This window comes from Sphingomonas sp. (genome assembly GCF_045810705.1).
GTDB lineage: Bacteria > Pseudomonadota > Alphaproteobacteria > Sphingomonadales > Sphingomonadaceae > Sphingomicrobium.
The window spans coordinates 419,905-441,902 of record NZ_JBJMVI010000019.1 but is presented as its reverse complement, the minus strand read 5'-3'; the positions used below and the strand labels follow the sequence as shown (position 1 = coordinate 441,902).

At 64.5% G+C, this 21,998-nt stretch carries 14 protein-coding genes and 2 tRNA genes; 11 read left to right on the top strand and 5 right to left on the bottom strand.

The window, feature by feature from the left end; all coding sequences use genetic code 11:
- Positions 1 to 92 precede the first annotated feature (92 nt).
- A complete protein-coding gene (locus ACJ8FR_RS11735) occupies positions 93 to 524 on the top strand; it encodes a DUF488 family protein (RefSeq protein WP_407828799.1) in 432 nt (143 codons plus the stop codon).
- A gap of 85 nt (positions 525 to 609) precedes the next feature.
- Positions 610 to 1,194, top strand: coding sequence for a DUF4142 domain-containing protein (locus ACJ8FR_RS11730; protein ID WP_407828798.1), 585 nt, complete (start codon positions 610 to 612; stop codon positions 1,192 to 1,194).
- Between the two features lie 48 nt (positions 1,195 to 1,242).
- On the opposite strand, the gene ACJ8FR_RS11725 is transcribed toward ACJ8FR_RS11730, so the two are convergent.
- Together ACJ8FR_RS11725 and gyrA are read right to left on the bottom strand one after the other, a co-directional pair.
- Complete coding sequence (locus ACJ8FR_RS11725) at positions 1,243 to 1,710, bottom strand: host attachment family protein (RefSeq protein ID WP_407828797.1); 468 nt, start codon at positions 1,708 to 1,710, stop codon at positions 1,243 to 1,245.
- A gap of 80 nt (positions 1,711 to 1,790) precedes the next feature.
- Entirely contained in the window at positions 1,791 to 4,601 is a 2,811-nt protein-coding gene (gene gyrA, locus ACJ8FR_RS11720) for a DNA gyrase subunit A (protein WP_407828848.1), read from the bottom strand.
- Between the two features lie 305 nt (positions 4,602 to 4,906).
- Here gyrA and ACJ8FR_RS11715 point away from each other — a divergent pair, with 305 nt between their 5' ends.
- The 7 genes from ACJ8FR_RS11715 to ACJ8FR_RS11685 all read left to right on the top strand — a co-directional run bounded on the left by ACJ8FR_RS11715 (position 4,907) and on the right by ACJ8FR_RS11685 (position 16,101).
- Complete coding sequence (locus ACJ8FR_RS11715) at positions 4,907 to 6,181, top strand: tetratricopeptide repeat protein (RefSeq protein WP_407828796.1); 1,275 nt, start codon at positions 4,907 to 4,909, stop codon at positions 6,179 to 6,181.
- 151 nt (positions 6,182 to 6,332) lie between these two features.
- Positions 6,333 to 7,883 carry a sensor histidine kinase gene (locus tag ACJ8FR_RS11710; protein ID WP_407828795.1) on the top strand — a complete coding sequence of 517 codons (1,551 nt, stop codon included), beginning with the start codon at positions 6,333 to 6,335 and terminating at the stop codon, positions 7,881 to 7,883.
- A 53-nt stretch (positions 7,884 to 7,936) separates the two neighbouring features.
- Positions 7,937 to 8,011 (top strand) — tRNA-Ile (locus tag ACJ8FR_RS11705).
- A gap of 73 nt (positions 8,012 to 8,084) precedes the next feature.
- Positions 8,085 to 8,161, top strand: a tRNA-Pro gene (locus ACJ8FR_RS11700).
- A gap of 178 nt (positions 8,162 to 8,339) precedes the next feature.
- Positions 8,340 to 13,721 carry a HAMP domain-containing protein gene (locus tag ACJ8FR_RS11695; protein ID WP_407828794.1) on the top strand — a complete coding sequence of 1,794 codons (5,382 nt, stop codon included), beginning with the start codon at positions 8,340 to 8,342 and terminating at the stop codon, positions 13,719 to 13,721.
- 3 nt (positions 13,722 to 13,724) lie between these two features.
- Positions 13,725 to 15,797, top strand: a complete 2,073-nt coding sequence (locus tag ACJ8FR_RS11690) for a response regulator (protein ID WP_407828793.1) — start codon at positions 13,725 to 13,727, stop codon at positions 15,795 to 15,797.
- A gap of 85 nt (positions 15,798 to 15,882) precedes the next feature.
- Complete coding sequence (locus ACJ8FR_RS11685; RefSeq protein ID WP_407828792.1) at positions 15,883 to 16,101, top strand: hypothetical protein; 219 nt, start codon at positions 15,883 to 15,885, stop codon at positions 16,099 to 16,101.
- Positions 16,102 to 16,178: 77 nt separating this feature from the next.
- On the opposite strand, the gene ACJ8FR_RS11680 is transcribed toward ACJ8FR_RS11685, so the two are convergent.
- The 3 genes from ACJ8FR_RS11680 to ACJ8FR_RS11670 all read right to left on the bottom strand — a co-directional run bounded on the left by ACJ8FR_RS11680 (position 16,179) and on the right by ACJ8FR_RS11670 (position 19,043).
- Positions 16,179 to 16,472 (bottom strand): hypothetical protein, encoded by a 294-nt coding sequence (locus ACJ8FR_RS11680; RefSeq protein WP_407828791.1) that lies wholly within the window; start codon positions 16,470 to 16,472, stop codon positions 16,179 to 16,181.
- 26 nt (positions 16,473 to 16,498) lie between these two features.
- Entirely contained in the window at positions 16,499 to 17,902 is a 1,404-nt protein-coding gene (locus tag ACJ8FR_RS11675; protein ID WP_407828790.1) for a M20/M25/M40 family metallo-hydrolase, read from the bottom strand.
- Between the two features lie 70 nt (positions 17,903 to 17,972).
- Entirely contained in the window at positions 17,973 to 19,043 is a 1,071-nt protein-coding gene (locus ACJ8FR_RS11670; RefSeq protein WP_407828789.1) for a PA0069 family radical SAM protein, read from the bottom strand.
- A 312-nt stretch (positions 19,044 to 19,355) separates the two neighbouring features.
- On the opposite strand from ACJ8FR_RS11670, the gene ACJ8FR_RS11665 reads away from it, so the two are divergent.
- Together ACJ8FR_RS11665 and ACJ8FR_RS11660 are read left to right on the top strand one after the other, a co-directional pair.
- On the top strand, positions 19,356 to 20,411 hold the full coding sequence (locus tag ACJ8FR_RS11665) for an outer membrane protein (RefSeq protein ID WP_407828788.1): 1,056 nt from the start codon (positions 19,356 to 19,358) through the stop codon (positions 20,409 to 20,411).
- A 349-nt stretch (positions 20,412 to 20,760) separates the two neighbouring features.
- Positions 20,761 to 21,831, top strand: a complete 1,071-nt coding sequence (locus tag ACJ8FR_RS11660) for an outer membrane protein (protein ID WP_407828787.1) — start codon at positions 20,761 to 20,763, stop codon at positions 21,829 to 21,831.
- The last annotated feature ends 167 nt before the right edge of the window (positions 21,832 to 21,998 follow it).

The window sequence follows — 21,998 nt, the reverse complement described above, 5'->3', positions numbered from 1 at the left end:
TGTTCGATCGTCATTGCGGGGAGTGAGGCGATGAAGCAATCCACTTGCGCCGCTGGATTGCTTCGCTCTGCTCGCAATGACAGGGAAGAGCCATGCGCATTTTCACCATCGGCTACGAGGGCGCGACGGTCGGCGAGTTCCTGGCCGCCCTGCAAAAGGCCGGCGTCGAACGCGTCATCGACGTCCGCGCGCTGCCATTGTCGCGGCGGCCCGGCTTCTCGAAGTCGCCGCTGCGGGCTGCACTCGAGGAAGCCGGGATCGAATATGTCCACTTGAAGGCTCTGGGAACGCCGGCGGAGGGCCGCGCTGCAGCGCGGGCAGGGCGGCATCAAGACATGGCGCGGATCTACGCCGGCCAGCTCGAGTTGCCCGAGGCGCTGGCCCAATCGGCGCAAATGCTCGACCTTGCGCGCGAGCGGCCGAGCGCCTTGCTGTGTTTTGAACGTGAGCCGGCGGACTGCCACCGGACCTTGCTGCTTGACGCCGTGGCGCCGAACGTCGAGGCGCTTCATCTGTTCGCCTGACACCATCAGATCAGCACTCGGAACCGCGCGCGTCATTGCCGGTTTCTCCTCCGCAACGATGACCGAAAGATAGGGAGAAGCGTCGATGAGGAAACTGGGGATCCTGCTCGGCGGAGCGCTTGTGCTCGCCGCTTGTGCGCAGCGTACGCCTGTGCCGGTTGATCTCAACAACGCGCTGCTGGCGCCGGGCTTCCTCGCCCAGGCCGGGAGCGCCAACGAGTTCGAGATCGAATCGAGCCAGCTCGCGCTACAGGCATCGCAGAATGCCACGGTGCGCAATCTCGCCAACGTGCTGATCAGCGACCATACGCAACTTGGGCAACAGGTCGGGGCAGCGGCCGTGTCCGCGCACCTCGCGCCGCCGCCGCCGACGCTGTTGCCGGCGCAGCAGGCGACGCTCGACCAGTTGCGTGCCGCGGGCACCGGCTACAGCTTCGATCAGGCGTACCAGCAGGCGCAGATCACGGCGCACCAGCAGGCCATCGGGCTGATGCAGAATTATGCAACCAGCGGTGATGTGCCAGTGTTGCGGACCACCGCCGCCAGCGCCATTCCGATGATGCAGCGGCACCTCGCGATGGCGCAGTCGCTGGTGGTCACCCCGCCGCCACCGCCGGCGCCACCACCGCCTCCACCGCCGCCGGTCCGGCGCTCGGGCGAGCGGGGCTAAAGCGCGTATATTCGGAAGGGCTCGGCGTCGTCGCCGGGCCCTTTCGATTCACGCGGTCGGCAAGTCGCCGGCGGCCGTCTCGCTTTCGAGCAGGGCTTCGATGTCGGGGACCGGCCGGCCGCTCATTTCCTTGTTGATCGTGCTGACGATGCGCCTCGCGACTTCCTTGTGAAGGCATTTCTTGAGGACTCCGAGCGCCTTGGGCGGGGCGACGATCGCCAGTGCATCGAAATCGCCGCGAAGGACTCGCGACTTCAGTTCATCGGCGGCGTCCTTGATCCAGCGGTCCTCTTCCTGTTGTTGAAAATCAGCCTCCTCATAGGTTGAGCGGCCATAGCCAAAGCTTTGCTTGGCCGTCCCTGGCGCATCGGTCTTGATCTCCCGGTCCTTGCGGTCCCGGCGCGCACCATGCGCCTCGGTTCTAAGGTCGATCTGATTTTCATCGCCATGATTGCGGAAGAACAGCATCTTGCGGCCGTCGGCGACGAGGACCAGCGCATCGTGGGGAAGGGGCATGGATCAGCTTCTCCTTAAGTGTCGAAGACGAGAACGCGGCCCTGTCCCAGCAAGTTTCAGCAGCTCGTCGCAGCCGGACCTTACTCCGGCTCCGGGTCCGCGGGACGGTCGAGCTCGCTCTCGCCGACGATCGCATCCTCGGTCGGCGCGATTTCATCGCCGCCTTCGATCTCGATCTCCTCCTCGTCGCTTTCGTCGATCTTGGCGACGCTGACGACATGCTCGTTCTCGCCGACACGGAAGATCGTTACACCCTGGGTGTTGCGGCCCATGACGCGGATGTCGCCGACCGTGGTGCGGATCATCTTGCCCTGGTCGGTGACCAGCATCAGCGCCTCGCCCTGGTGCGCGGGGAAGCTCGCGACGACGCAGCCGTTGCGCTCCGAGGTATCGATGTTGGTGATGCCCTGGCCGCCGCGGTTGGTGCGGCGATATTCATAGGCCGAAGAGCGCTTGCCATAGCCGTTCTCGGTGAGGGTGAGGATGAACTGCTCCTTGTCAGCAAGCTCGGCGACACGCTCCGCGGCAAGCGTGCATTCGACGTCCTCGCGCTCGCGCCATGGCGGGCATTTCAGATAGGCCTCGCGTTCCTCCTGTGTCGTGCCGACACGGTGGAGGATCGACATCGAGATGACCTGGTCGCCCGTGTGCAAGCGGACTCCGCGTACGCCCCGCGACGTGCGCGACTGAAACTCGCGGACATCGGTCGCCATGAACCGGATCGCCTTGCCGTTGCGGGTGGCGAGCAGCACATCGTCACCCTCGGTCAAAAGCTCGACCCCGATGAGGCGGTCGCTGGGATCGCCCTGGTCGTCGCTGTCGTCGCTCTCGGTCTCCTCAGCCGGTCCGATGCCGAAGCGCATTGCGATCTTCCCGGCGGTGGGGATGTTGGTGAAGGCGGCCATGCTGTTGCGGCGCACGGTCCCGTTGGCCGTTGCGAACATGATGTGCAGGCCGCCCCATTCGGCTTCGTCCTCGGGCAGGGGCAGGACGGTCGAGATGGTCTCGCCCTCCGCCAAGGGGAGCAGGTTGACCATCGGCCGGCCCTTGGTGTTGGCGCCGCCCTCGGGCAAGCGCCAAACCTTCATCCGGTAGACCCGCCCGAGGTTGGAGAAGAACAGCACCGGGTTGTGGGTCGAGGTCACGAACAATGTAGTGACCGCATCCAGTTCCTTGGTCGCCATGCCGGCGCGGCCCTTGCCGCCGCGTTTCTGCTCGCGGAACACCGTGAGGGGCGTGCGTTTGATGTAGCCTTCCATGGTCACGGTCACGACCATGTCCTCGCGCTCGATCAGGTCCTCGTCCTCGATACCGTCGGCGGCGGGGGCGAGTTCGGACATGCGGGGCGTCGAATATTCCGCGTCCACCTCATCGAGTTCTTCGCGCATCACCTCGTAAAGACGGACTCGGTTAGCAAGGATCTCGAGCAGCTCGCCGATGTTGACGGCGAGCCCCTTAAGCTCATTGCCGATCTCGTCGCGGCCGAGGGCGGTGAGGCGGTGCAGGCGAAGCTCGAGGATCGCCTTAACCTGCGCGTCGCTGAGCTTGTATTTCTCGCGCTTGGCCTGCGGTTCGACCGCTTCGACGAGCTGGATGTACGGGCGGATTTGCTCACCGGGCCATTCGCGCTCGAGCAGCTTTTCGCGCGCTACGACCGGGCTCGCCGACCCGCGGATCAGCTTCACGACCTCGTCGAGATTGGTCACCGCGACGACAAGGCCGAGCAGGAGATGGGCCCGCTCGCGGGCCTTGAACAGCTCGAACTTCGAGCGGCGGGTGATCACTTCCTCGCGGAAGCGGATGAACGCCTCGATGAAGTCGCGCAGGGTCAGCGTCTCGGGCCGGCCGCCGCGGATCGCGAGCATGTTGGCGGGGAAGCTCGACTGCGCCGGGGTGTGCCGCCACAGCTGGTTGAGCACGACGTCCGGGGTGGCGTCGCGCTTCAGGTCGATGACGACACGGACACCCTCGCGGTTGGATTCGTCGCGGATGTCGGCGACGCCCTCGATGCGCTTGTCCTTGGCCGCCTCGGCGATCTTCTCGACCAGGCCGTTCTTGCCGACCTGATAGGGGATTTCAGTGAGCACGATCGAGCGCCGGTCGCCGCGTCCCTCCTCGACGTGGTGACGCGAGCGCAGCATGATTGAGCCGCGGCCTGCCGTGTAGGCGCCGCGGATGCCCGACTGGCCAAGGATGAACCCGCCGGTCGGGAAATCGGGGCCCTTCACATGCTCCATCAAGCCTTCCGAGCTGATCGCCGGATCCTCGATGTAGGCGCGGCACGCGGCGAGCACTTCGCCCAGATTGTGCGGCGGGATGTTGGTCGCCATGCCCACGGCGATCCCGCCGGCGCCGTTGACCAGGAGGTTGGGGAAACGCGCCGGAAGAACCTGCGGCTCGCGCTCGGAAGCATCATAATTGGGCTGGAAGTCGACCGTGTCGCGGTCGATGTCGCCCAAGAGGAAGTTCGCGACCTTGGCGAGGCGCGCCTCGGTGTAGCGCATCGCCGCCGGCGGGTCGGGATCCATCGAGCCGAAATTGCCCTGGCCGTCGATCAGCGGCACGCGCATCGACCAATCCTGGGTCATGCGAGCAAGGGCATCGTAGATCGCGCTGTCGCCGTGCGGGTGATACTTACCCATGACGTCACCGACGATGCGGCTCGACTTGCGGTAGGGCCGGCCGGCGACATAGCCGGCTTCCTGGCACGCGTAGAGGATCCGCCGGTGAACCGGCTTCAGGCCGTCGCGCACGTCGGGCAGCGCGCGGCTGACGATCACGCTCATCGCGTAATCGAGGTATGAGGTCTTCATCTCCTCGACGATGGAGATTGGCGTGATCGCGCTGTCGCCAGAAGGCGGTGGGGTGGTTGGTGCCGGGTTGTCGTCGATCGGGGGCTGAGTGGCCAAGAAGCGGTCCTGCTAGACTGAGGTGTAGGAGAGGGCGGCCGAATGCCGCTTGCCCCCTTCACCCTAGTTAGTCGCACTCTCGGGCAAGCGCCACCCCGCGCGTACGCGCGCGAGGGAGGAATTCATGCAGCGGCACTTGGGATCGGGCGATTTCCGGTGCGAATCCAAACGGTTCAAAGGCCGTTCAGAGCGCATCTGCCAAGCCGCTTGGCCTTGCAACATTCCGGGTCTAATGCGCCGCCGACATTCCTCGCCGGCGTAACCGGCCGCAACAGGAGAGCCCGCTCATGAAGCCGATCACCACCACCGCGCTTGCGTTCGTCATGGCCCTCGCGGCAACTCCCGCAGCCGCCCAATATGGCAGCAGCGCGCCGCAGCAGCCGCCGCCGGAGCTTCCGCCGCGGGCAAACCAGCAAGAGGCGGCGCAACCGCAGGCTCAACCCAAGATCAAGCCGTCGGCGAAGGCCCTGAAGGCGATCATCGAGCTTCAAGACGCGGTCAACAAGAACGACGTCGCCAACGTGCCGGCCAAGGTCGCGGCGGCACAGTCGGTCGCGACGACCAAGGAAGACCGCTATTTGATCGGCCAGTTGGAGATCAAAGCCGGGCTGGCGGCAAAGGACAACACGTTGCTGGTCGCCGGCGTCGATACGGTCGGGTCCTCCGGCTATGTCGATGGCGCCAAGGCAAGCGAACTCTACCTCAGCCTCGGTTCGACGCTCTACAACGCCAAGCAATATGCGCAGGCCCAGGCGGCCTTCCAGAAGGCGATCACCGCCAATCCGGCCAATTCGAATGCCATCGCGATGCTTGGGGAAGCCTATCTCACCCAAGGCCAGAAGGCAGAGGCCGCCGCCGCGTTCCAGCGTGCGGTCCAGGCGAGCGTGGCGGCCGGCCAGAAACCCGACGAGGCGCTTCTCAGGCGGGCTGTCGCCATCGCCTACGAGACGCAATCGCCCCAAGCAGTCGACCTCGCCCGCCAATGGGTTGCGGCCTATCCCAGCGCCGACAGCTGGCACAATGCGATCGCCATCTACCGCAATCTCAACAGTCCCGACGTCGAGGGCACGCTTGACCTGTTGCGCCTGATGCAAGCCGCGGGCGCGCTGACCAGCGCGGGCGATTATGGACTTTTTTCCCGCGCGGCCGCCGAGCAGCTCAACTATAACGAGGCGCAGGCCGTGGTGAACGCAGGGATCGCGGCGAAGCTGGTCGATCCCTCGGCGCCCGAATTCCGCGACGTCGTGGTCGGACTCAAGGCCAAGAACATCGCCACCGCCGCCGACCTCGACGTCGCAACCAAGAGCGCGCGCGATGGAATGGCGCTGTTGCGTATCGGCGACCGCTACTACGGCATGGGCAACTACGCCAAGGCGGCGGAACTCTATCGCATGGCAATGGCCAAGCCCGGCGTCGACACTGCGGTCGCCAACCTTCACCTCGGGATGGCGCTTGCGCGCGCCGGCGACAAGCCGGCGGCGACGGCGGCATTCAACGCGGTCACGGGCCCGCGCGCCGGCATCGCCAAATTCTGGCTTGCCTACGTCAACCAGAAAGCCTGACGGCGGTCGTCGCGTTCGGGCCGTCGACGCGCGGCAGCCCACCGAGACGGGCTTGTGCCGTTTCGGGATGGTTAAATCGTTTCCCCTTAGCGCTTGGTAAATGCTCGCTTAGAGCGGGTTACGAGTGCGTCCGAAGGAAACGAGCAAAAAGGTGCGGTTCGACGATCGTCTGCTGACCGTCCTCAACCAGCCGGCGGAGGACCGCCACGATGCGGCGGTGCGGTGGCGCCAGCTGGTCGACCTCGTCGCGCGCGCCGGTGCGATCAGCGCGAGCCCGGTGCTTGCCGAGGCCCTCGCAGCCATCCGCGATGAAGCCGCTCGGGTTGACGAGGGGGTTCGCGCCGCCACTGCCCGCTCGGTCGCGGCGCTGCCCTTGCCGCTCGGTCTGCTCGAATATTTCGCCTCGGACACCTTGAGCGTGTCCGCGCCGGTGCTTGCTGCGGCAACGCTCGATTCGTGGCAGTGGCGTGCGCTTGGCGCCGTCGGCGACGATGAAACCAATACATTCATCGCAACCCTCCATCCCGAAATTCGCGCCGAACCCCATGCCGAAGCCGAGTCTCGGCAGGCCGAGACCGTCGTGCGCGAGGCAACTCTGGTCGGGGCCGCAGATCGACCAACGGGCTCTCCGTCGCTGCAGGACGTGATCGAGCGCATCGAGCGTCGGCGCCGGCTGCGCTCGGATCAGCCGGCGGCGCCAAGCCAGAGCGCAGCACCAGTGGCCGGGTCACCGGCCTTGTTCCGCTGGGAATGCGGCCCGGGCGGCGAGATCGCCTGGGTCGAGGGCGCGCCGCGAGGGCCTCTCATCGGCAGATCGATCGCGCGGCAACAGGAGAATGACGGCGACCGCGTCGACGTCGACGTGGTTCGCGCGTTTGCGGCGCGCGCGCCGTTTCGCGATGCGTCGCTGCGCGTCGGCGGCGCCGGACCGGTCGCGGGAGAATGGAAGATTAGCGGCGTTCCCGCATTCGAGCCGAGCGACGGCCGCTTCGCCGGCTATCGCGGGGTCGCATTGCGCGACACGCCGGCAGCCGTTGCCGCCCCACAGCGGGAGATGCTTCCGGACGTGCTTTCGGATCCGGATTCGGTGCGCGAGCTGGTCCACGAGATCAAGACCCCGCTCAATGCGATCATGGGTTTCGCCGAGATCATCGAAGGGCAATATCTGGGTCCGGCGGACCGCGGCTACCGCGAGCGCGCAGCCGAAATCGGTCGCCAGGCGCGGCTGCTGCTGACGGCGACCGACGACCTCGATTTCGCGGCCAAGGTTCATTCATCCATTGGCGACGCGCGCGAACGCGTCGACCTTGGAGCGCTGGTCGAGCGAGCGGGTGGCGAGCTGCGCGACATGGCCGGCAAGCGGGGCGTCGAGGCGACAATTGTTCGCGCGCGCCGCGAAGTCGCCGCAGCGGTCGAGCCCGAGCTTGCGGACCGGTTGCTGTTCCGATTGTTCGGCGCGCTCGCCGACCGCGCCGAGCGCGGCGAGCGGCTCCAGGTATCGGCCGAACAGGGGAGCGACGGTCCGCGGATATCGATCAGCCGGCCTGCGGCGCTGAAGGGGATCGGCGATCCTGAGCTGTTCGAGGGGGCCGGCGTCGAGGGCGCCTTTTCGTTGCGCCTCGCACGCGGGCTTGCCCGCATCGCCGGCGGCGATCTCGTCAGCAGCCGCGACACATTCGCACTGCTGTTCCGCCGCGCCTGACGTTCGCGCCTTGGCGGGCGCTCAGCCTTTCTCTATCCCGGCATGACCGGGGAGGGCCTGTAGCTCAACGGTAGAGCCGGCCGCTCATAACGGCTAGGTTGTAGGTTCGAATCCTGCCGGGCCCACCATTTTCACGCGCAGGCAATCCCGGGGGATTGCCGAGCATGAAAATCTGAGCGAAGCGAGGGCCGGCTCCAATGTCGGGGAGTGGCGCAGCCTGGTAGCGCATCTGCTTTGGGAGCAGAGGGTCGCAGGTTCGAATCCTGTCTCCCCGACCATCTTTTCCTCGTGGCCGCTGCGGAAATCCCGAATTGACGGGTAGCGGCTGATGGAATGAAAACCTTCATTTTTCAGGAAGCGTAAACCGATTCTTTTGATAAGGTGGGAGTCCGCAGCCGGGGGGCTGCGCTTGGATCAACCACGGGTGGGGGGAGAAGAGCCACCGGAGTAACACGCGTGAACATCCAAGCCCCGCGGGACTTTATCGATCGCCGCCAGCTCGTCAGCGCGCTTCGCGCGTTGCGCCGCGGTGACTTCTCTGTGCGCCTCCCCGAAGAGGTTGACGGCGCGGATGGCGAAATCGCCAGTATCTTCAACGAAGTCGTGTCCCTCAACGAGGAGATGACGCAGGAGTTCGAGCGGCTCTCCAAGGTCGTCGGCAAGGAAGGAAAGATTAGCCAGCGGGGGCGGGTGAAGAACGCGCGGGGCGGCTGGGAAACGGCGATCCGTTCGGTCAACGAGCTGATCGAGGACATGGTCCAGCCGACCGCGGAAGTTTCCCGCGTCATCGGCGCGGTCGCCAAGGGCGACCTTGCACAAAGCATGACGGTCGAGATCGACGGTCGGCCGCTGCGCGGCGAATTCCTGCGCATCGGCAAAGTCGTCAACACGATGGTCGATCAGCTGAACGGATTCGCCTCGGAAGTGACTCGCGTGGCGCGCGAGGTCGGCACGGAGGGCAAGCTCGGCGGGCAAGCGCGGGTGAAAGGCGTCGCCGGTACGTGGAAGGACCTCACCGACAACGTGAATGCGATGGCCACCAACCTCACTGGCCAGGTGCGCAACATCGCCGAAGTGACGACGGCCGTGGCCCGCGGCGATCTTTCCAAGAAAATCACCGTCGAGGTGAAGGGCGAGATTCTCGAGCTCAAGAACACTATCAACACGATGGTCGATCAGCTCAACGGCTTCGCTTCGGAGGTGACGCGCGTTGCCCGCGAGGTAGGCACCGAAGGCAAGCTTGGCGGTCAGGCGCGCGTTGAAGGCGTCGCCGGCACGTGGAAGGACCTCACCGACAACGTCAATCTGATGGCCGACAATCTCACCGGCCAGGTGCGCAACATCGCCGAGGTCACCACGGCCGTCGCCAAGGGCGACCTGTCGAAGAAGATTACGGTCGACGTGAAGGGCGAGATCCTCGAGCTCAAGAACACCATCAATACGATGGTGGATCAGCTGAACGGCTTCGCTTCGGAAGTCACGCGCGTGGCGCGCGAGGTCGGCACCGAAGGCAAGCTCGGCGGGCAGGCGCAGGTTCCGGGAGTCGCGGGCACATGGGCCGACCTCACCGACAACGTCAATCTGATGGCCGCGAACCTTACCGGTCAGGTCCGCAACATCGCGGACGTCACGACGGCGGTCGCGAAGGGCGATCTGTCAAAGAAGATTACCGTCGACGTGAAGGGCGAGATCCTCGAGCTGAAGAACACCATCAACACGATGGTCGACCAGCTCAACTCATTCGCGTCCGAAGTCACCCGCGTCGCCCGCGAAGTTGGCTCGGAAGGAAAGCTCGGCGGCCAGGCGCAAGTGGAAGGCGTCGGCGGAACCTGGGCCGACCTCACCGACAATGTGAACCTGATGGCCGGCAACCTCACCGCCCAGGTGCGCAATATCGCCGAGGTGACGACGGCGGTCGCGAAGGGCGATTTGTCCAAGAAGATCACGGTCGACGTCCGCGGCGAGATTCTCGAGCTCAAAAACACCATCAACACGATGGTCGACCAGCTCAACTCGTTCGCGTCCGAAGTGACGCGCGTCGCCCGCGAAGTGGGCTCGGAAGGCAAGCTCGGCGGCCAGGCGCAGGTCGAGGGCGTCGCCGGAACCTGGGCCGATCTTACGGACAGCGTGAACCTGATGGCCGGCAATCTGACCGGTCAGGTCCGCAACATCGCCGAGGTCACCACGGCCGTCGCGAAGGGCGACCTGTCGAAGAAGATCACGGTCGACGTGAAGGGTGAAATCCTCGAGCTCAAAGATACCATCAACGTCATGGTGGACCAGCTGAACGCGTTCGCGTCCGAGGTGACGCGCGTGGCCCGCGAGGTCGGCACGGAGGGCAAGCTCGGCGGGCAAGCTCAGGTGCCGGGCGTCGGCGGGACGTGGAAGGACCTTACCGACAACGTCAACGCGATGGCCGCAAATCTGACCGGGCAGGTCCGCAATATCGCGGAGGTGACGACGGCCGTCGCTTCGGGCGACCTGTCGAAGAAGATCACGGTCGACGTGAAGGGCGAAATCCTCGAGCTGAAGAACACCATCAACGTCATGGTCGACCAGCTCAATTCCTTCGCGTCGGAGGTCACCCGCGTCGCGCGCGAGGTGGGCACCGAAGGCAAGCTTGGGGGCCAAGCTCAGGTGCGCGGCGTCGGCGGCACCTGGAAAGACCTCACCGACAACGTCAATCTGATGGCCGCGAACCTGACCGGCCAAGTGCGCAATATCGCCGACGTGACGACGGCCGTCGCGAAGGGCGACCTGTCGCGGAAGATCACGGTCGACGTGAAGGGCGAGATTCTTGCCCTCAAGAATACCATCAATACCATGGTCGACCAGCTCAACGCGTTCGCCTCCGAGGTGACCCGCGTGGCGCGTGAAGTGGGCACGGAAGGCAGCCTCGGCGGGCAGGCCCAGGTGCCGGGCGTCGGTGGAACCTGGAAGGATTTGACAGACAACGTCAACCTCATGGCGACCAACCTGACCAACCAGGTGCGCGGCATCGCCGAGGTCGTCACCGCGGTTGCACAGGGCAATTTGAAGCGGAAGCTGACGCTTGACGCCAAGGGCGAGATCGCCGCGCTCGCCGACACCATCAACTTCATGATCGATACGCTTTCGACCTTCGGCGACCAGGTCACCAACATGGCCCGCGAGGTCGGCATCGAGGGCAAGCTCGGCGGCCAGGCGCGGGTGCCGGGTGCCGCGGGCCTGTGGCGCGACCTCACCGACAACGTCAATCAGCTCGCTGCGAACCTGACCAACCAGGTGCGCTCGATCGCCGAAGTGGCAACCGCCGTGACCAAGGGCGACCTTACTCGCTCGATTGCGGTCGAAGCATCGGGTGAAATGGCGGCGCTCAAGGACACGATCAATGAGATGATCGCGAACTTGAAGGAGCAGACGCTCAAGAACGCCGAGCAGGATTGGCTCAAGACCAATCTCGCCCGCTTCAGCCGCATGCTGCAGGGAGAACGCGACCTCGCGACCGTCTCCAACCTCATCATGTCCGAGCTCGCGCCGTTGGTGAACGCCCAATACGGCGTATTCTATGTGACCAACCGCGAGGAAGAAGAGACCAAGCTCGAGCTTGTGGCCAGCTACGGCGCCGAGAATGCCGACGAGCTGAGGCAGGAGTTCCGCCTGCGCGAGGGCCTGATCGGACAGGCCGCCGCCGATCGTCGTCCGATCCTGCTCAAGGACGTCCCGCCGGAGTTCATCAGGATCGGTTCGGGACTCGGGCGCGCGACCCCGGCCAGCGTCAACATCCTCCCCGCGCTGTTCGAGGACGAAGTGAAGGCGGTGATCGAGCTCGCCTCCTTCGGCGAGTTCAACGAAACCCACCAGAACTTCCTCGACCAGCTGATGGAATCGGTCGGCATCGTGTTGAACACGATCGCAGCGACCATGCGCACCGAGGGGCTGCTCAAGCAATCGCAGCTGCTGACTCGGGAGCTCCAGGCGCGACAGACGGAACTGACGCGCAAGCAGCAGGAGCTGCACGCGACCAACGAGGAGCTGCAGGAGAAAGCGCAGCTGCTCGAGAACGAAAAGAAGCAGGTCGAAGCCAAGAACCTCGAGATCGAGATGGCCCGGCGCGCACTGGAGGAGAAGGCCGAACAGCTGGCGCTCACCTCGAAGTACAAGTCAGAATTCCTGGCCAATATGTCCCACGAGCTTCGCACGCCGCTCAACTCGCTGCTGATCCTGTCGAAGCTCCTCGCCGACAATGCGCAGGGCAACCTCCTCGAGAAGCAGGTCGAGTTCGCGCGGACGATCAACTCTGCGGGTTCGGACCTCCTCAATCTCATCAACGACATCCTCGATCTGTCGAAGGTCGAATCCGGTACGGTGACGATCGAGGTCGGCGATATGCCGATGGCGCATCTCAAGCAGCACATGGAACGAACCTTCCGCCAGCTCGCGGCCGACAAGGCCCTCGACTTCAACGTGAAGTTCGATCCCAAGCTGCCGCAGACCGTCCGCACCGACGAGAAAAGGCTGCAACAGATCGTGCTCAACCTGCTGTCCAACGCCTTCAAGTTTACGTCGAAGGGCAGCGTGACGCTTGGGGTGCGGCTGGCGAACAAGGGCTGGAGCCCAAATCAGCCGGCGCTGCGCGAGGCCAGCAAGGCGATCCAGATCTCGGTCACCGACACCGGCATCGGCATCCCGGAGGAGAAGCAGCGACTGATCTTCGAGCCCTTCCATCAGGCCGACGGCACGACCAGCCGTAAATATGGCGGGACTGGCCTTGGCCTCTCGATCAGCCGCGAGATTGCCCGTCTGATCGGTGGCGAGCTCCAGGTCCGCTCGATCCCGGGGGAGGGCTCGACCTTCACGCTGTACGTCCCGCTCGAGGCCGAGCCTTCTGCCGTTGCGGAATCCTCGGCCATCCGGCTCGAAAATAGCGGAGCGGTCATCCCGACCGCTTTGCCCACGGGATTCGAGGTCAATGATGACCGAGACGATCTCGGCAAGGATCCGTTCGTGCTGATCGTCGAGGATGATCCGACTTTCGCGACTATCCTCCTCGATGCAGCTCACGAAGCGGGTTTGAAGGGGGTCGTTTCGACCGCGGGAGCCGGCACGCTGGCGATGGCGCGAAAGCTTCAGCCGAGCGCCATTACGCTCGACCTTGGGCTTTCCGATATCGACGGGTTCGTCCTTCTCGACCTGCTGAAGCACGACCCGGACACAAGCCACGTGCCGATCCACGTGATTTCCGGCGTGGACCGGACGAAGTCGGTGATGGGGATGGGGGCATTCGGAGTTACCGAAAAGCCCGCCGAGCGCACCGAGCTCGTTCGGGTCTTCCGATCGCTTCTCCGGGAGGTGTCAAATCAGAAACCGAAGCGGCGCAAGGCCAAAGCCGCGGAGGCCGTCGCGCCGTTGAACCGGCCGGTGCCCGAGCTTGCAGGCGCCAAGGTGCTCATCATCGACGACGATATCCGCAACATCTTTTCGCTGACGAGCGTTCTGGAGAGCCATGACGTGGAAGTGCTCCACGCCGAGCGGGGAAAGGATGGCATTCTGATCCTGGAACAGACGCCGGGTGTCGACGTCGCCCTCGTCGACATCATGATGCCGGACATGGACGGCTATCAGACGATGCAGGAAATCCGGCGGTTGGCGGAGCTTGCCGACCTGCCGTTGATCGCAGTGACCGCCAAGGCGATGAAGGGCGACCGTCAGAAATGCCTCGACGCGGGGGCCTCCGATTATATCGCCAAACCGGTCGACATCGAGCTGCTGCTGGCATTGCTGCGCGTGTGGATCGCACGCGGCCGCGAGGCGCAGGCCGCCGTTGCCCGACCGATCCCACTCGAGGCTGCGGAGTAAGCGGTGAACCGTCCCGCCAAAGAAATCCCCGCCGTGCTTCAGCCGGAGCAGGGGCGGGCGGAGAAGCCGGAACGCGACCGCGCGCGAGTCCTTTTGGTCGATGACGACGAGCCCAACTTGCTTGCCGTCGCGACCGTGCTCGAAGATCTCGGCGAAGTGGTCCTCGCGCGTTCCGGCGACGAAGCTCTGCGCCATTTGCTCAAGGGCGAATTCGCGGTGATCCTGCTCGACGTCTACATGCCCGGGATGGACGGATATGAGACCGCCCAGATCATCCGCAACCGCGACCAGACCAAGGGCATTCCGATCGTCTTTCTGTCGGCGGTCAACAAGGAAGCCGAGCATCAGCTACGCGGCTACGCGATGGGTGCCGTCGATTATGTGTTCAAACCCGTCGATCCCATGATCCTCCGATCGAAGGTCGCGGTGTTCGTTGAGCTGTTCGAGAAGACCAAGGAGGTCGAGCGCAAGGCGCGCCACGAGCAGGCGCTCCTGGATGCGAACCTTCGCGCCAATGCCGAGCGGCTGAAGGCCGAACAGGAACTACGCCGCGCCGAGCAGCGCCAGGCGGCGATCATCCAGTCGCTGCCGATGGTCTTGTATCTCGAGCCGATTGACGCGGCGCAGCGCGCGCCGACCTACGTCAGTGGCGACCTCGAGGCGATTTGCGGTTTCTCTTTGGAGCAGGTCCAGTCAGAGCCGACAATCTGGGTCGAGCGGCTCCACCCTGACGACCGCAACCGTGTCCTGGCGGCACTGGAAGCACGGCGCAAATCGGGCCGATCGTCGATCGAGTATCGCTGGCATTGTGCCGACGGCAGCTACAAGCATTTCCTCGACCAGGCCGTGCTGCTGAGGGACGCCGACGGCAAACCGGTTGAGTTCGCCGGAACGTTGACCGACATCACGGAGCAGCGCTCGCTCGAAAGCCAGCTGGTCCAGGCCCAGAAGCTGGACGCGATCGGCAAGCTAACCGGCGGGATCGCGCATGACTTCAACAATCTTCTCGCAGCGGTGATCGGCGGCCTTACCCTGCTCGAGCGCCGCGGGACTCTAGAAGATGAGCAGCAGCGGATCCTCGGCATGGCCAAGCGGGCGGCCGAGCAGGGCAGTGAGCTCGTCCGCCGCCTGCTGGCCTTTGCTCGTCGCCAGCGCCTGCAGCCTCACACGATCGACCTGACGGCCTTGCACGAGGCGGTGTCCGACCTCCTGACTCACACCCTCGGCGGACTTGTGAATGTCGAATGGCACATCGGCGATGCGACCTGGATGGTCTTCGCAGACCAGGCGCAGCTTGAGCTTGCCTTGCTCAACCTCATCATCAACGCCAGGGATGCAATGCCCGAAGGCGGAACGGTGACGATCCTCGCGGAAAACCAGAAACTCGCCAATGTCGGGCCCCCTGGCCTCGAACCGGGGGAGTATGTGCGCATCGAGGTGACGGATACCGGCAGCGGGATCTCGCCCGATCACCTCGAAAAGGTGATGGAGCCGTTCTTCACGACCAAGGACGTCGGAAAGGGCAGCGGGCTCGGCCTCAGCATGGTCTATGGCTTTGCCAAGCAGTCAGACGGCGCGTTTCGCCTGGAAAGCGAACTCGGCAAGGGCACGACGGCCGAGCTATGGCTACCGCGCGCGCCCGAAGCCGTGGTCGCAGATGCTGTCGAACTGGTCGAACCCGAGGGTCACCAGCTTCGTGCGTTGAAGGTGCTCCTGATTGATGATCACGCCGAAGTACGAAACATGACCGCAGCAATCCTTGAGGATGGCGGGCACGCGGTCGTTCAGGCGGATAATGGCGTTGAAGCGCTGGCGATTATCGACAAGCGCGATGGGGATTTCGACCTGCTGATTACGGATTATGCCATGCCGCATCTCTCGGGCACCGATTTCCTGCGGGAAGCGCAGAAGTCGCACCCTGCGGTCCCGGCGCTGATGATCACCGGTTACGCCGAGACCGACATGATTAATCATCGCCCGGCCGGCGTCGAAATGCTCCTCAAGCCATTCACGCCGGCAACGCTCGAGGCTGCGATTGCGCGTGCCTGCGGCGCGGAAACGATCACGATTCGATGAGCCGACCGAATTCGCCGGTGCGACGCGAAACCGGCAACGCTTCCGGCATGTTGAGTGGCATTCGGTGGGAAAAAGGGGCTACGGCGTGCCTGACGCACACGATCTGAACGGCGCGAATTTCGAAAAAGTGAATTTGACCCTGAACGAAGGGTTGAAGAGCTGCCGGGCGATTGTTTCGGGATACCGTGCATTGATCGCGGGCTCGTCGGACAACGACAATCTCGACGCAGAAAATTCGGCGGCGCCGATTGAGATATCCGACGCACTCGGAACTCAAAGCCAGCAGAATTCCAACACTAGTTGATGCACTCCCGCCTCCACCTTCTCGCGCGTGGCGAGAAAGGTGGGGCGTTCGCCATCGGCGGGCCCGGCCGTCCGCGGCTATTTCGATTTGTTCTCGGTGGTCGTCGTCGTCGTTTTCGAGGTCGTGTTGGTGTGCTCATCGTGGCCGATCTTCACGTCGATATCGGCGTTGCCGACCTTGTTCTCTAGCTTGTCGCCGGTCTTCTGAACGTCGTTGCCGATGTCGGCGGCGATGTTCTGCGCCGTGTTGCCGATGTCCTCGGCAGTGTTTTGGGCGGTGTTTTGGTCATATTGAACGGTGACGGCATTGCCGTCCTTGCTGACGTTGCAAGCGCCGAGAAGCAGCAGCGGAATGGCCAAAGCAATGCGCATCCTATTTCTCCCTGGTTTTGCGAGGGTCAACGCCGCTTCGGCTGTTTCGCTCCCGGCTCGATTCCGCCGGACAGCACCGCGAGCATCGCTGTCCAGGCGGCGACGTTCTGCCTGAGCTGCGCGGGGTCTATTTTGTCGAGCGTGTCGTCGGGCGTGTGGTGCCAGTCGAAATAACGGGTGCCGTCCTGGCTGAGCGAAATCCAGGGAGCGCCCGCGGTGATTGTTGGCTCGACATCCGTCCCGTCGGCTTCGCCCTTGTCGTTCTTGGTGATGCCGAGCGGAGCCAGCGCCGCTGTAAGCTGCGCATAAGCCGCGGGATCACTCTTCATCAGCTGGGAGCTGAAGCGCCACACGCGGTCGGCCCCGAAGTCGCTTTCGCCGGCGATGGCATGGGCTTCCTTCCCGTGGGCGGCAGCATAGGCCTTGCCGCCCAGGCCGCCGGGCTCCTCGGCGCCAAACCACACCACGCGGATCGTGCGGAGCGGGCGGCCCGCGTCCATGATGTGCCTGGCGGCAGCAGCGGTTATCGCGATCCCGGTGCCGTCGTCTATCGCGCCGGTGCCGAGGTCCCAGCTGTCGAGGTGGCCACCGACAAGCAGGATCGGCGCTTTGGCGTCGCGTCCCGGAACCTCGGCGATCACATTACCCGAATGGCCACCCTCGGCTTTCTGGCTGACAAGCGTCAGGTGCATCACGACGGGTTGCCCACGCTCGAGGATTCGAACGAGCTGCTCGGCGTCGGGGACGGAGAGCGCGCCCGCCGGGATCGGCTTCGCGCCGTCGGTGAAATATTGGATGCCGGTGTGCGGGTTGCGGTGGTGATCGGTGCCGATCGAGCGGATCACGATCCCGATCGCCCCTTTGAGCGAGGCGATGGTTGGCCCCTGGCGCCGTGGAGCGCCGAACTGGCCGTAGCCCGAGCCATCCTGCGCCGGCATCATGTGATGGTCGATGAAGACGATCTTGCCGCGGACCGCGTTGTCGGGCGCGGCGCGAAGCGCGTCGAGGCTATCGAAATAGACGATCTGTCCGGTGATCCCGGCCGCGGTTGTCGATCCGCTGTAGCCGAGCGCGGCGATGGCGAGCTTCTGCGGGAAGGGCGAGACGATCTCGGCGCTTTCGGCACCGCGGGTCCATACCGGCATGGTGAAAGGCTCGATGTGGACATTGGCGAAACCCATCGCGGTTAGCCGCTTCACCGCCCAGTCGCGGGCGCGGGCTTCGGCCTCCGTTGCGGCGAGGCGCTGGCCGACTTCGGTGGTCAGTCCTTCGACGATGTCCCAGGCATAATGGTCGTTGGCGAGCGCCTCGTCGCGAAGAGCGGCGACCCGCGGGTCACCGACGACCGGCTGCGGCAGGGTGGTGATCGACTGCTGTGCGATGGCAGGGGCGGCTGTGAAAAACAGCGCGGCGAGGAGCGTTCGGTTCATCGTGTGGTGCCTAAGGAGGGAAGGGCGGCAAGTCACCGCTCAGCATCGATCAAATCTTGCCATTGGTCGATTAAAGCAGGCGCATCTGATCGCCCTCGGGCGGGCGGAAGAGATCGGTGCGGAGAGGGAATTTGGCCTGCCTGAGTCCGTATTTCTTGCAGGCGATCTCGAACCGGGTCCGAAGCAGGTCCGCCCAGGGCCCCTGGCCGCGCATCCTGCTGAAGAAGTTCGGGTCGTTGTCGCGGCCGCCGCGCAGCGACCGGATCGTCGCCATGACCTTGGTCGCGCGATCGGGATAATGCTTGTCGAGCCAGGCGCGGAACAGCGGCGCAACTTCGTGCGGAAGACGCACCGGAAGATAGAAACCGCCCGGAGCGCCGGCCGCGACCGCGGCTTCGACGATATGTTCGAGCTCCGGGTCAGTGATCTGCGGGACGACCGGCGCGATGGCGACGAAACAGGGGACGCCGGCGTCGTTCAGCGCCTTCATCGCGGCGAGGCGCTTCCTCGGCTGCGGAGCGCGCGGTTCGAGCCTGCGCGCGATCCCGGGATCGAGCGAAGTCACCGACAGCGCGACCGAGGCGATCCTGAGATCCGCCGCCTGCTTCAACAGGTCGAGATCGCGGAGCACGCGGTCCGATTTGGTGGTGATGGTGAACGGGTGGCGGGTTTCGAGCAGAAGCTCGACGATCGAGCGGGTGACGCGCCAACGCTCCTCGATCGGCTGATAGGGGTCGGTGTTGGTGCCCATCGCGATCGGCCGGCATTCGTAGGCCGGGCGCGACAAAGCGGCATGGAGCAGCTGGGCAGCATTTGGCTTCACGAACAGGCGCGATTCAAAGTCGATGCCGGGTGACAAATCGTGGAAGGCGTGGGTCGGGCGCGCAAAGCAATAGATGCAGCCATGCTCGCATCCGCGATAGGCGTTGATCGAGCGGTCAAAGCCGATGTCGGGCGAGCTGTTGCGCGTCAGGATCGACTTCGGGTGCTCGATCGTGACGGTCGTCCGACGCCGCGGCACGCCGTCGAGCGCCTCGACCTGGTCGAGCCATTCTCCCTCGACCACGCGCTCCTGGAGGTTGAAGCGCGTCGGCGTTGGATTGCGAGTTGCGCCCCGCCCGTGGTTCGATTCGACCGGCATGGCGCGAGTCTACGCGTTCGACGGAACATATCAAGAACAAGGAATTCATGATCGCTGGCCGCCGAAGCAGGAATCGTGAGAGAGCGAGCAGATCGGCGAGATATGAATTAACCAGCCACCGACAGCGAGTATTACTGAAATATTTCAACGCCATATCAGCGATTTGGAAGACAAACCTGACAAATTCACTGTTGCAAGCGTGCAACAGGTGGTCTGGAATTGATGAGGTTTGGCGGCCGGATTCCGAAACGTCTGTTGCACGCCCAGATTTGCCTGCCCATTCTTCCGCACCAACTTGGAAGGAGGCGTCCCATGATGCGCAAACTCTTGCTGGCGAGTGCCGTGGCGGCGATCGCAACGCCCGCGGTGGCTCGCGACGGTCTGCCTTATGTCGGGCTCGAAGGCGGCGTCCTCTTTCCGCAAAACATGAACGGCGCCCTGACGGCGACCTTCACGCAGACGGCTCAGGTGCCCGCGGCCGGAACAGCCGCTGCCGCGCCGGGCACCGGTAGGGTCGGAACCGCGCCGGCAGTTCCGACGATCATAGCCCAGGACCCGAACGTCCGGTTCAAGGCAGGCTATGACATCGACGCGATCGCGGGCTATGACCTGGGCATCTTCCGGATCGAAGGCGAGCTCGGCTACAAGAGCGCCAATATCAAGGACTTCAATGACTTCGGGTTTGGTGCGGCGGTTACGACCGCGCTGGTTCCGACCGGCTCGACCACTCCCGCCGGTAGCACGACGTTCGTCTTTCCGGTCGCAGGCGTGACGCCGTTCAACCTTGGCGACCATGTCAATGTCTGGTCGGGCATGCTTAATGGTCTGCTCGACTTCGGCGACGAGAACGGCCTGTCATTCTACGCCGGCGGCGGTATCGGCCTTGCCAGCGTCAGGATCTTTGGCAACAGCGACAGCGCATTCGCATATCAGGGCATTGCGGGCTTGCGTTTTGGGCTGGGCTCGGGCGTCGATATCGGCCTGAAGTACCGCTACTTCCGCACCGGAAACGTGAACCTCGGCTCTGGTACAACGACTTTTACGAACACGAGCACCGTTGCGGTCGCCAACGTGCCCGCGCCGGGCGGAACGGCATCAGGCACGACGAATGTGACTTTCTCGCGGACGGGCACCATCAACGGCACGTTCACCGACCATTTCGCGTCGCATAGCCTGCTGCTGAGCCTCGCCTATAACTTCGGAGCGCGGGCGGAAGCACCGCCTCCGCCTCCGCCGCCACCGCCGCCGCCACCACCGCCGGCGACGCAGACCTGCCCGGACGGCAGCGTGATCGACGCGACGGCGACGTGCCCGGCACCGCCGCCTCCGCCGCCTCCGCCGCCTCCGCAACGCGGGGAGCGCGGATAAGCGCAAGCGCTTCGAGCGTCAGTCCAGAGCCTCCCGGGCACACGCCCGGGGGGCTTTTTTTGGTTGAGGAGGTGCTTCACGACCGCAGTCAGACTGCAGCGCTGGAAATCAAAATCGTCGGGCACATGAATTGTGCGGGGACGCACAATCGGGTGGAACGACAGCAGGCTGAGTTCCGAGAGAATGCGGAGCTAAAACAGCAGCTTGAATGGCGAGGCTCTCCGGAAGGCTGTTGCAAGGCTGCAACAGTAAGTAGCGATTGAGTCAGCCTGGCGGCGCGATTCTGAAACCTTCACCGTCTCCGCTGGTTGCGGGGCCATTCTTCCAACCGAAAAGGAGGCATCTAATGATGCGCAAATTCTTGCTCGCGAGCGCCGTGGCAGCGATCGCCACACCGGCGCTAGCCCGGGACGGCTCGGCCTATGTGGGGCTCGAAGGGGGCATCCTCTTCCCGCAGCACATGACCGGGATATACACGTCGACTTTCACGCAGACCGCGCAGAGTCCCGCGGCGGGCACCGCCGCAGTGGCACCCGGCACCGGCGTCGTCGGGACGTTGCCCGCGACCTTCACCACGCCTGTCGCACTCGTGAGCGGAAGCGCGGAGACCCGCTTCAAGGAGGGTTACGACATCGACGCGATCGCCGGATACGACTTCGGCATGTTCCGGCTCGAAGGCGAGCTCGGCTACAAGCATTCCAGTATCAAGTCGTTCACCCAAGCCACGGCGTTCGGAACGGCGGTGACCACGGCCCTCAACCCCGCCGGCGCGACCACAACGACTGCGTTCGTCTTTCCGGCGGGCAACCTGACCACCTTCAACCTCCGCAATAACGTCAACGTATGGTCGGGCATGATCAATGGCTTGCTCGACTTCGGCGATCCGAACGGCGTGTCCTTCTACGCCGGCGGCGGCGTTGGCTACGCGAGCGTCAAGGCCTTTAACACCAACACCAGCGACAGCGCCTTCGCTTACCAGGGCATTGCCGGCGTTCGCTTCGCGGTTAGTCCGAATATGGATATCGGGCTGAAGTATCGCTATTTCCGCACCGGCAACCTGAACTTCGCGCCCGGAGCGACCGCGTTCACTTCGACCAGCACCGTTGCAGTCCCCAACGTCCCCGCCGCGGCAGGCGGCGCCGCGTCGGGCTCGACCAATGTCGCGTTCACTCGCACGGCCACCGTGGTCGGGGCATTCAACGACCACTTCTCGTCGCACAGTCTGCTGCTCAGCCTGGCCTATAACTTTGGGGGCGTGGCCGAAGCGCCGCCTCCGCCTCCTCCGCCGCCGCCGCCACCACCGGCTCCGGCGACGCAGACCTGCCCCGACGGCAGTGTGATCGACGCGACGGCGACCTGCCCGGCACCGCCGCCGCCGCCGCCGCCGCCGCCGCCCGCGCAGCGCGGCGAGCGCGGCTAAGCGCCGGCCCAGCGCCAGCAAAGAGCCTCCCGGGACCAGTGCCCGGGAGGCTTTTTCGATGGGCCGAGCGGGAGGATCCGCTGGACGCGCATCGCCAAGTTCCACGCCGCGAATCGAGAACATAATTAGAACGCAGGATTAATAACGGCGAGCCGTGGTTGTTCCGC

What these genes read in the sequence shown, in the direction of transcription:
- ACJ8FR_RS11665 (WP_407828788.1), top strand. Translation starts at nt 19,356, where the DNA reads ATGATGCGCAAACTCTTGCTGGCGAGTGCCGTGGCGGCGATCGCAACG.
- ACJ8FR_RS11660 (WP_407828787.1), top strand. Translation starts at nt 20,761, where the DNA reads ATGCGCAAATTCTTGCTCGCGAGCGCCGTGGCAGCGATCGCCACACCG.
- ACJ8FR_RS11725 (WP_407828797.1), bottom strand. Translation starts at nt 1,710, where the DNA reads ATGCCCCTTCCCCACGATGCGCTGGTCCTCGTCGCCGACGGCCGCAAG.
- ACJ8FR_RS11730 (WP_407828798.1), top strand. Translation starts at nt 610, where the DNA reads ATGAGGAAACTGGGGATCCTGCTCGGCGGAGCGCTTGTGCTCGCCGCT.
- ACJ8FR_RS11715 (WP_407828796.1), top strand. Translation starts at nt 4,907, where the DNA reads ATGAAGCCGATCACCACCACCGCGCTTGCGTTCGTCATGGCCCTCGCG.
- ACJ8FR_RS11680 (WP_407828791.1), bottom strand. Translation starts at nt 16,472, where the DNA reads ATGCGCATTGCTTTGGCCATTCCGCTGCTGCTTCTCGGCGCTTGCAAC.
- ACJ8FR_RS11735 (WP_407828799.1), top strand. Translation starts at nt 93, where the DNA reads ATGCGCATTTTCACCATCGGCTACGAGGGCGCGACGGTCGGCGAGTTC.
- ACJ8FR_RS11670 (WP_407828789.1), bottom strand. Translation starts at nt 19,043, where the DNA reads ATGCCGGTCGAATCGAACCACGGGCGGGGCGCAACTCGCAATCCAACG.
- ACJ8FR_RS11675 (WP_407828790.1), bottom strand. Translation starts at nt 17,902, where the DNA reads ATGAACCGAACGCTCCTCGCCGCGCTGTTTTTCACAGCCGCCCCTGCC.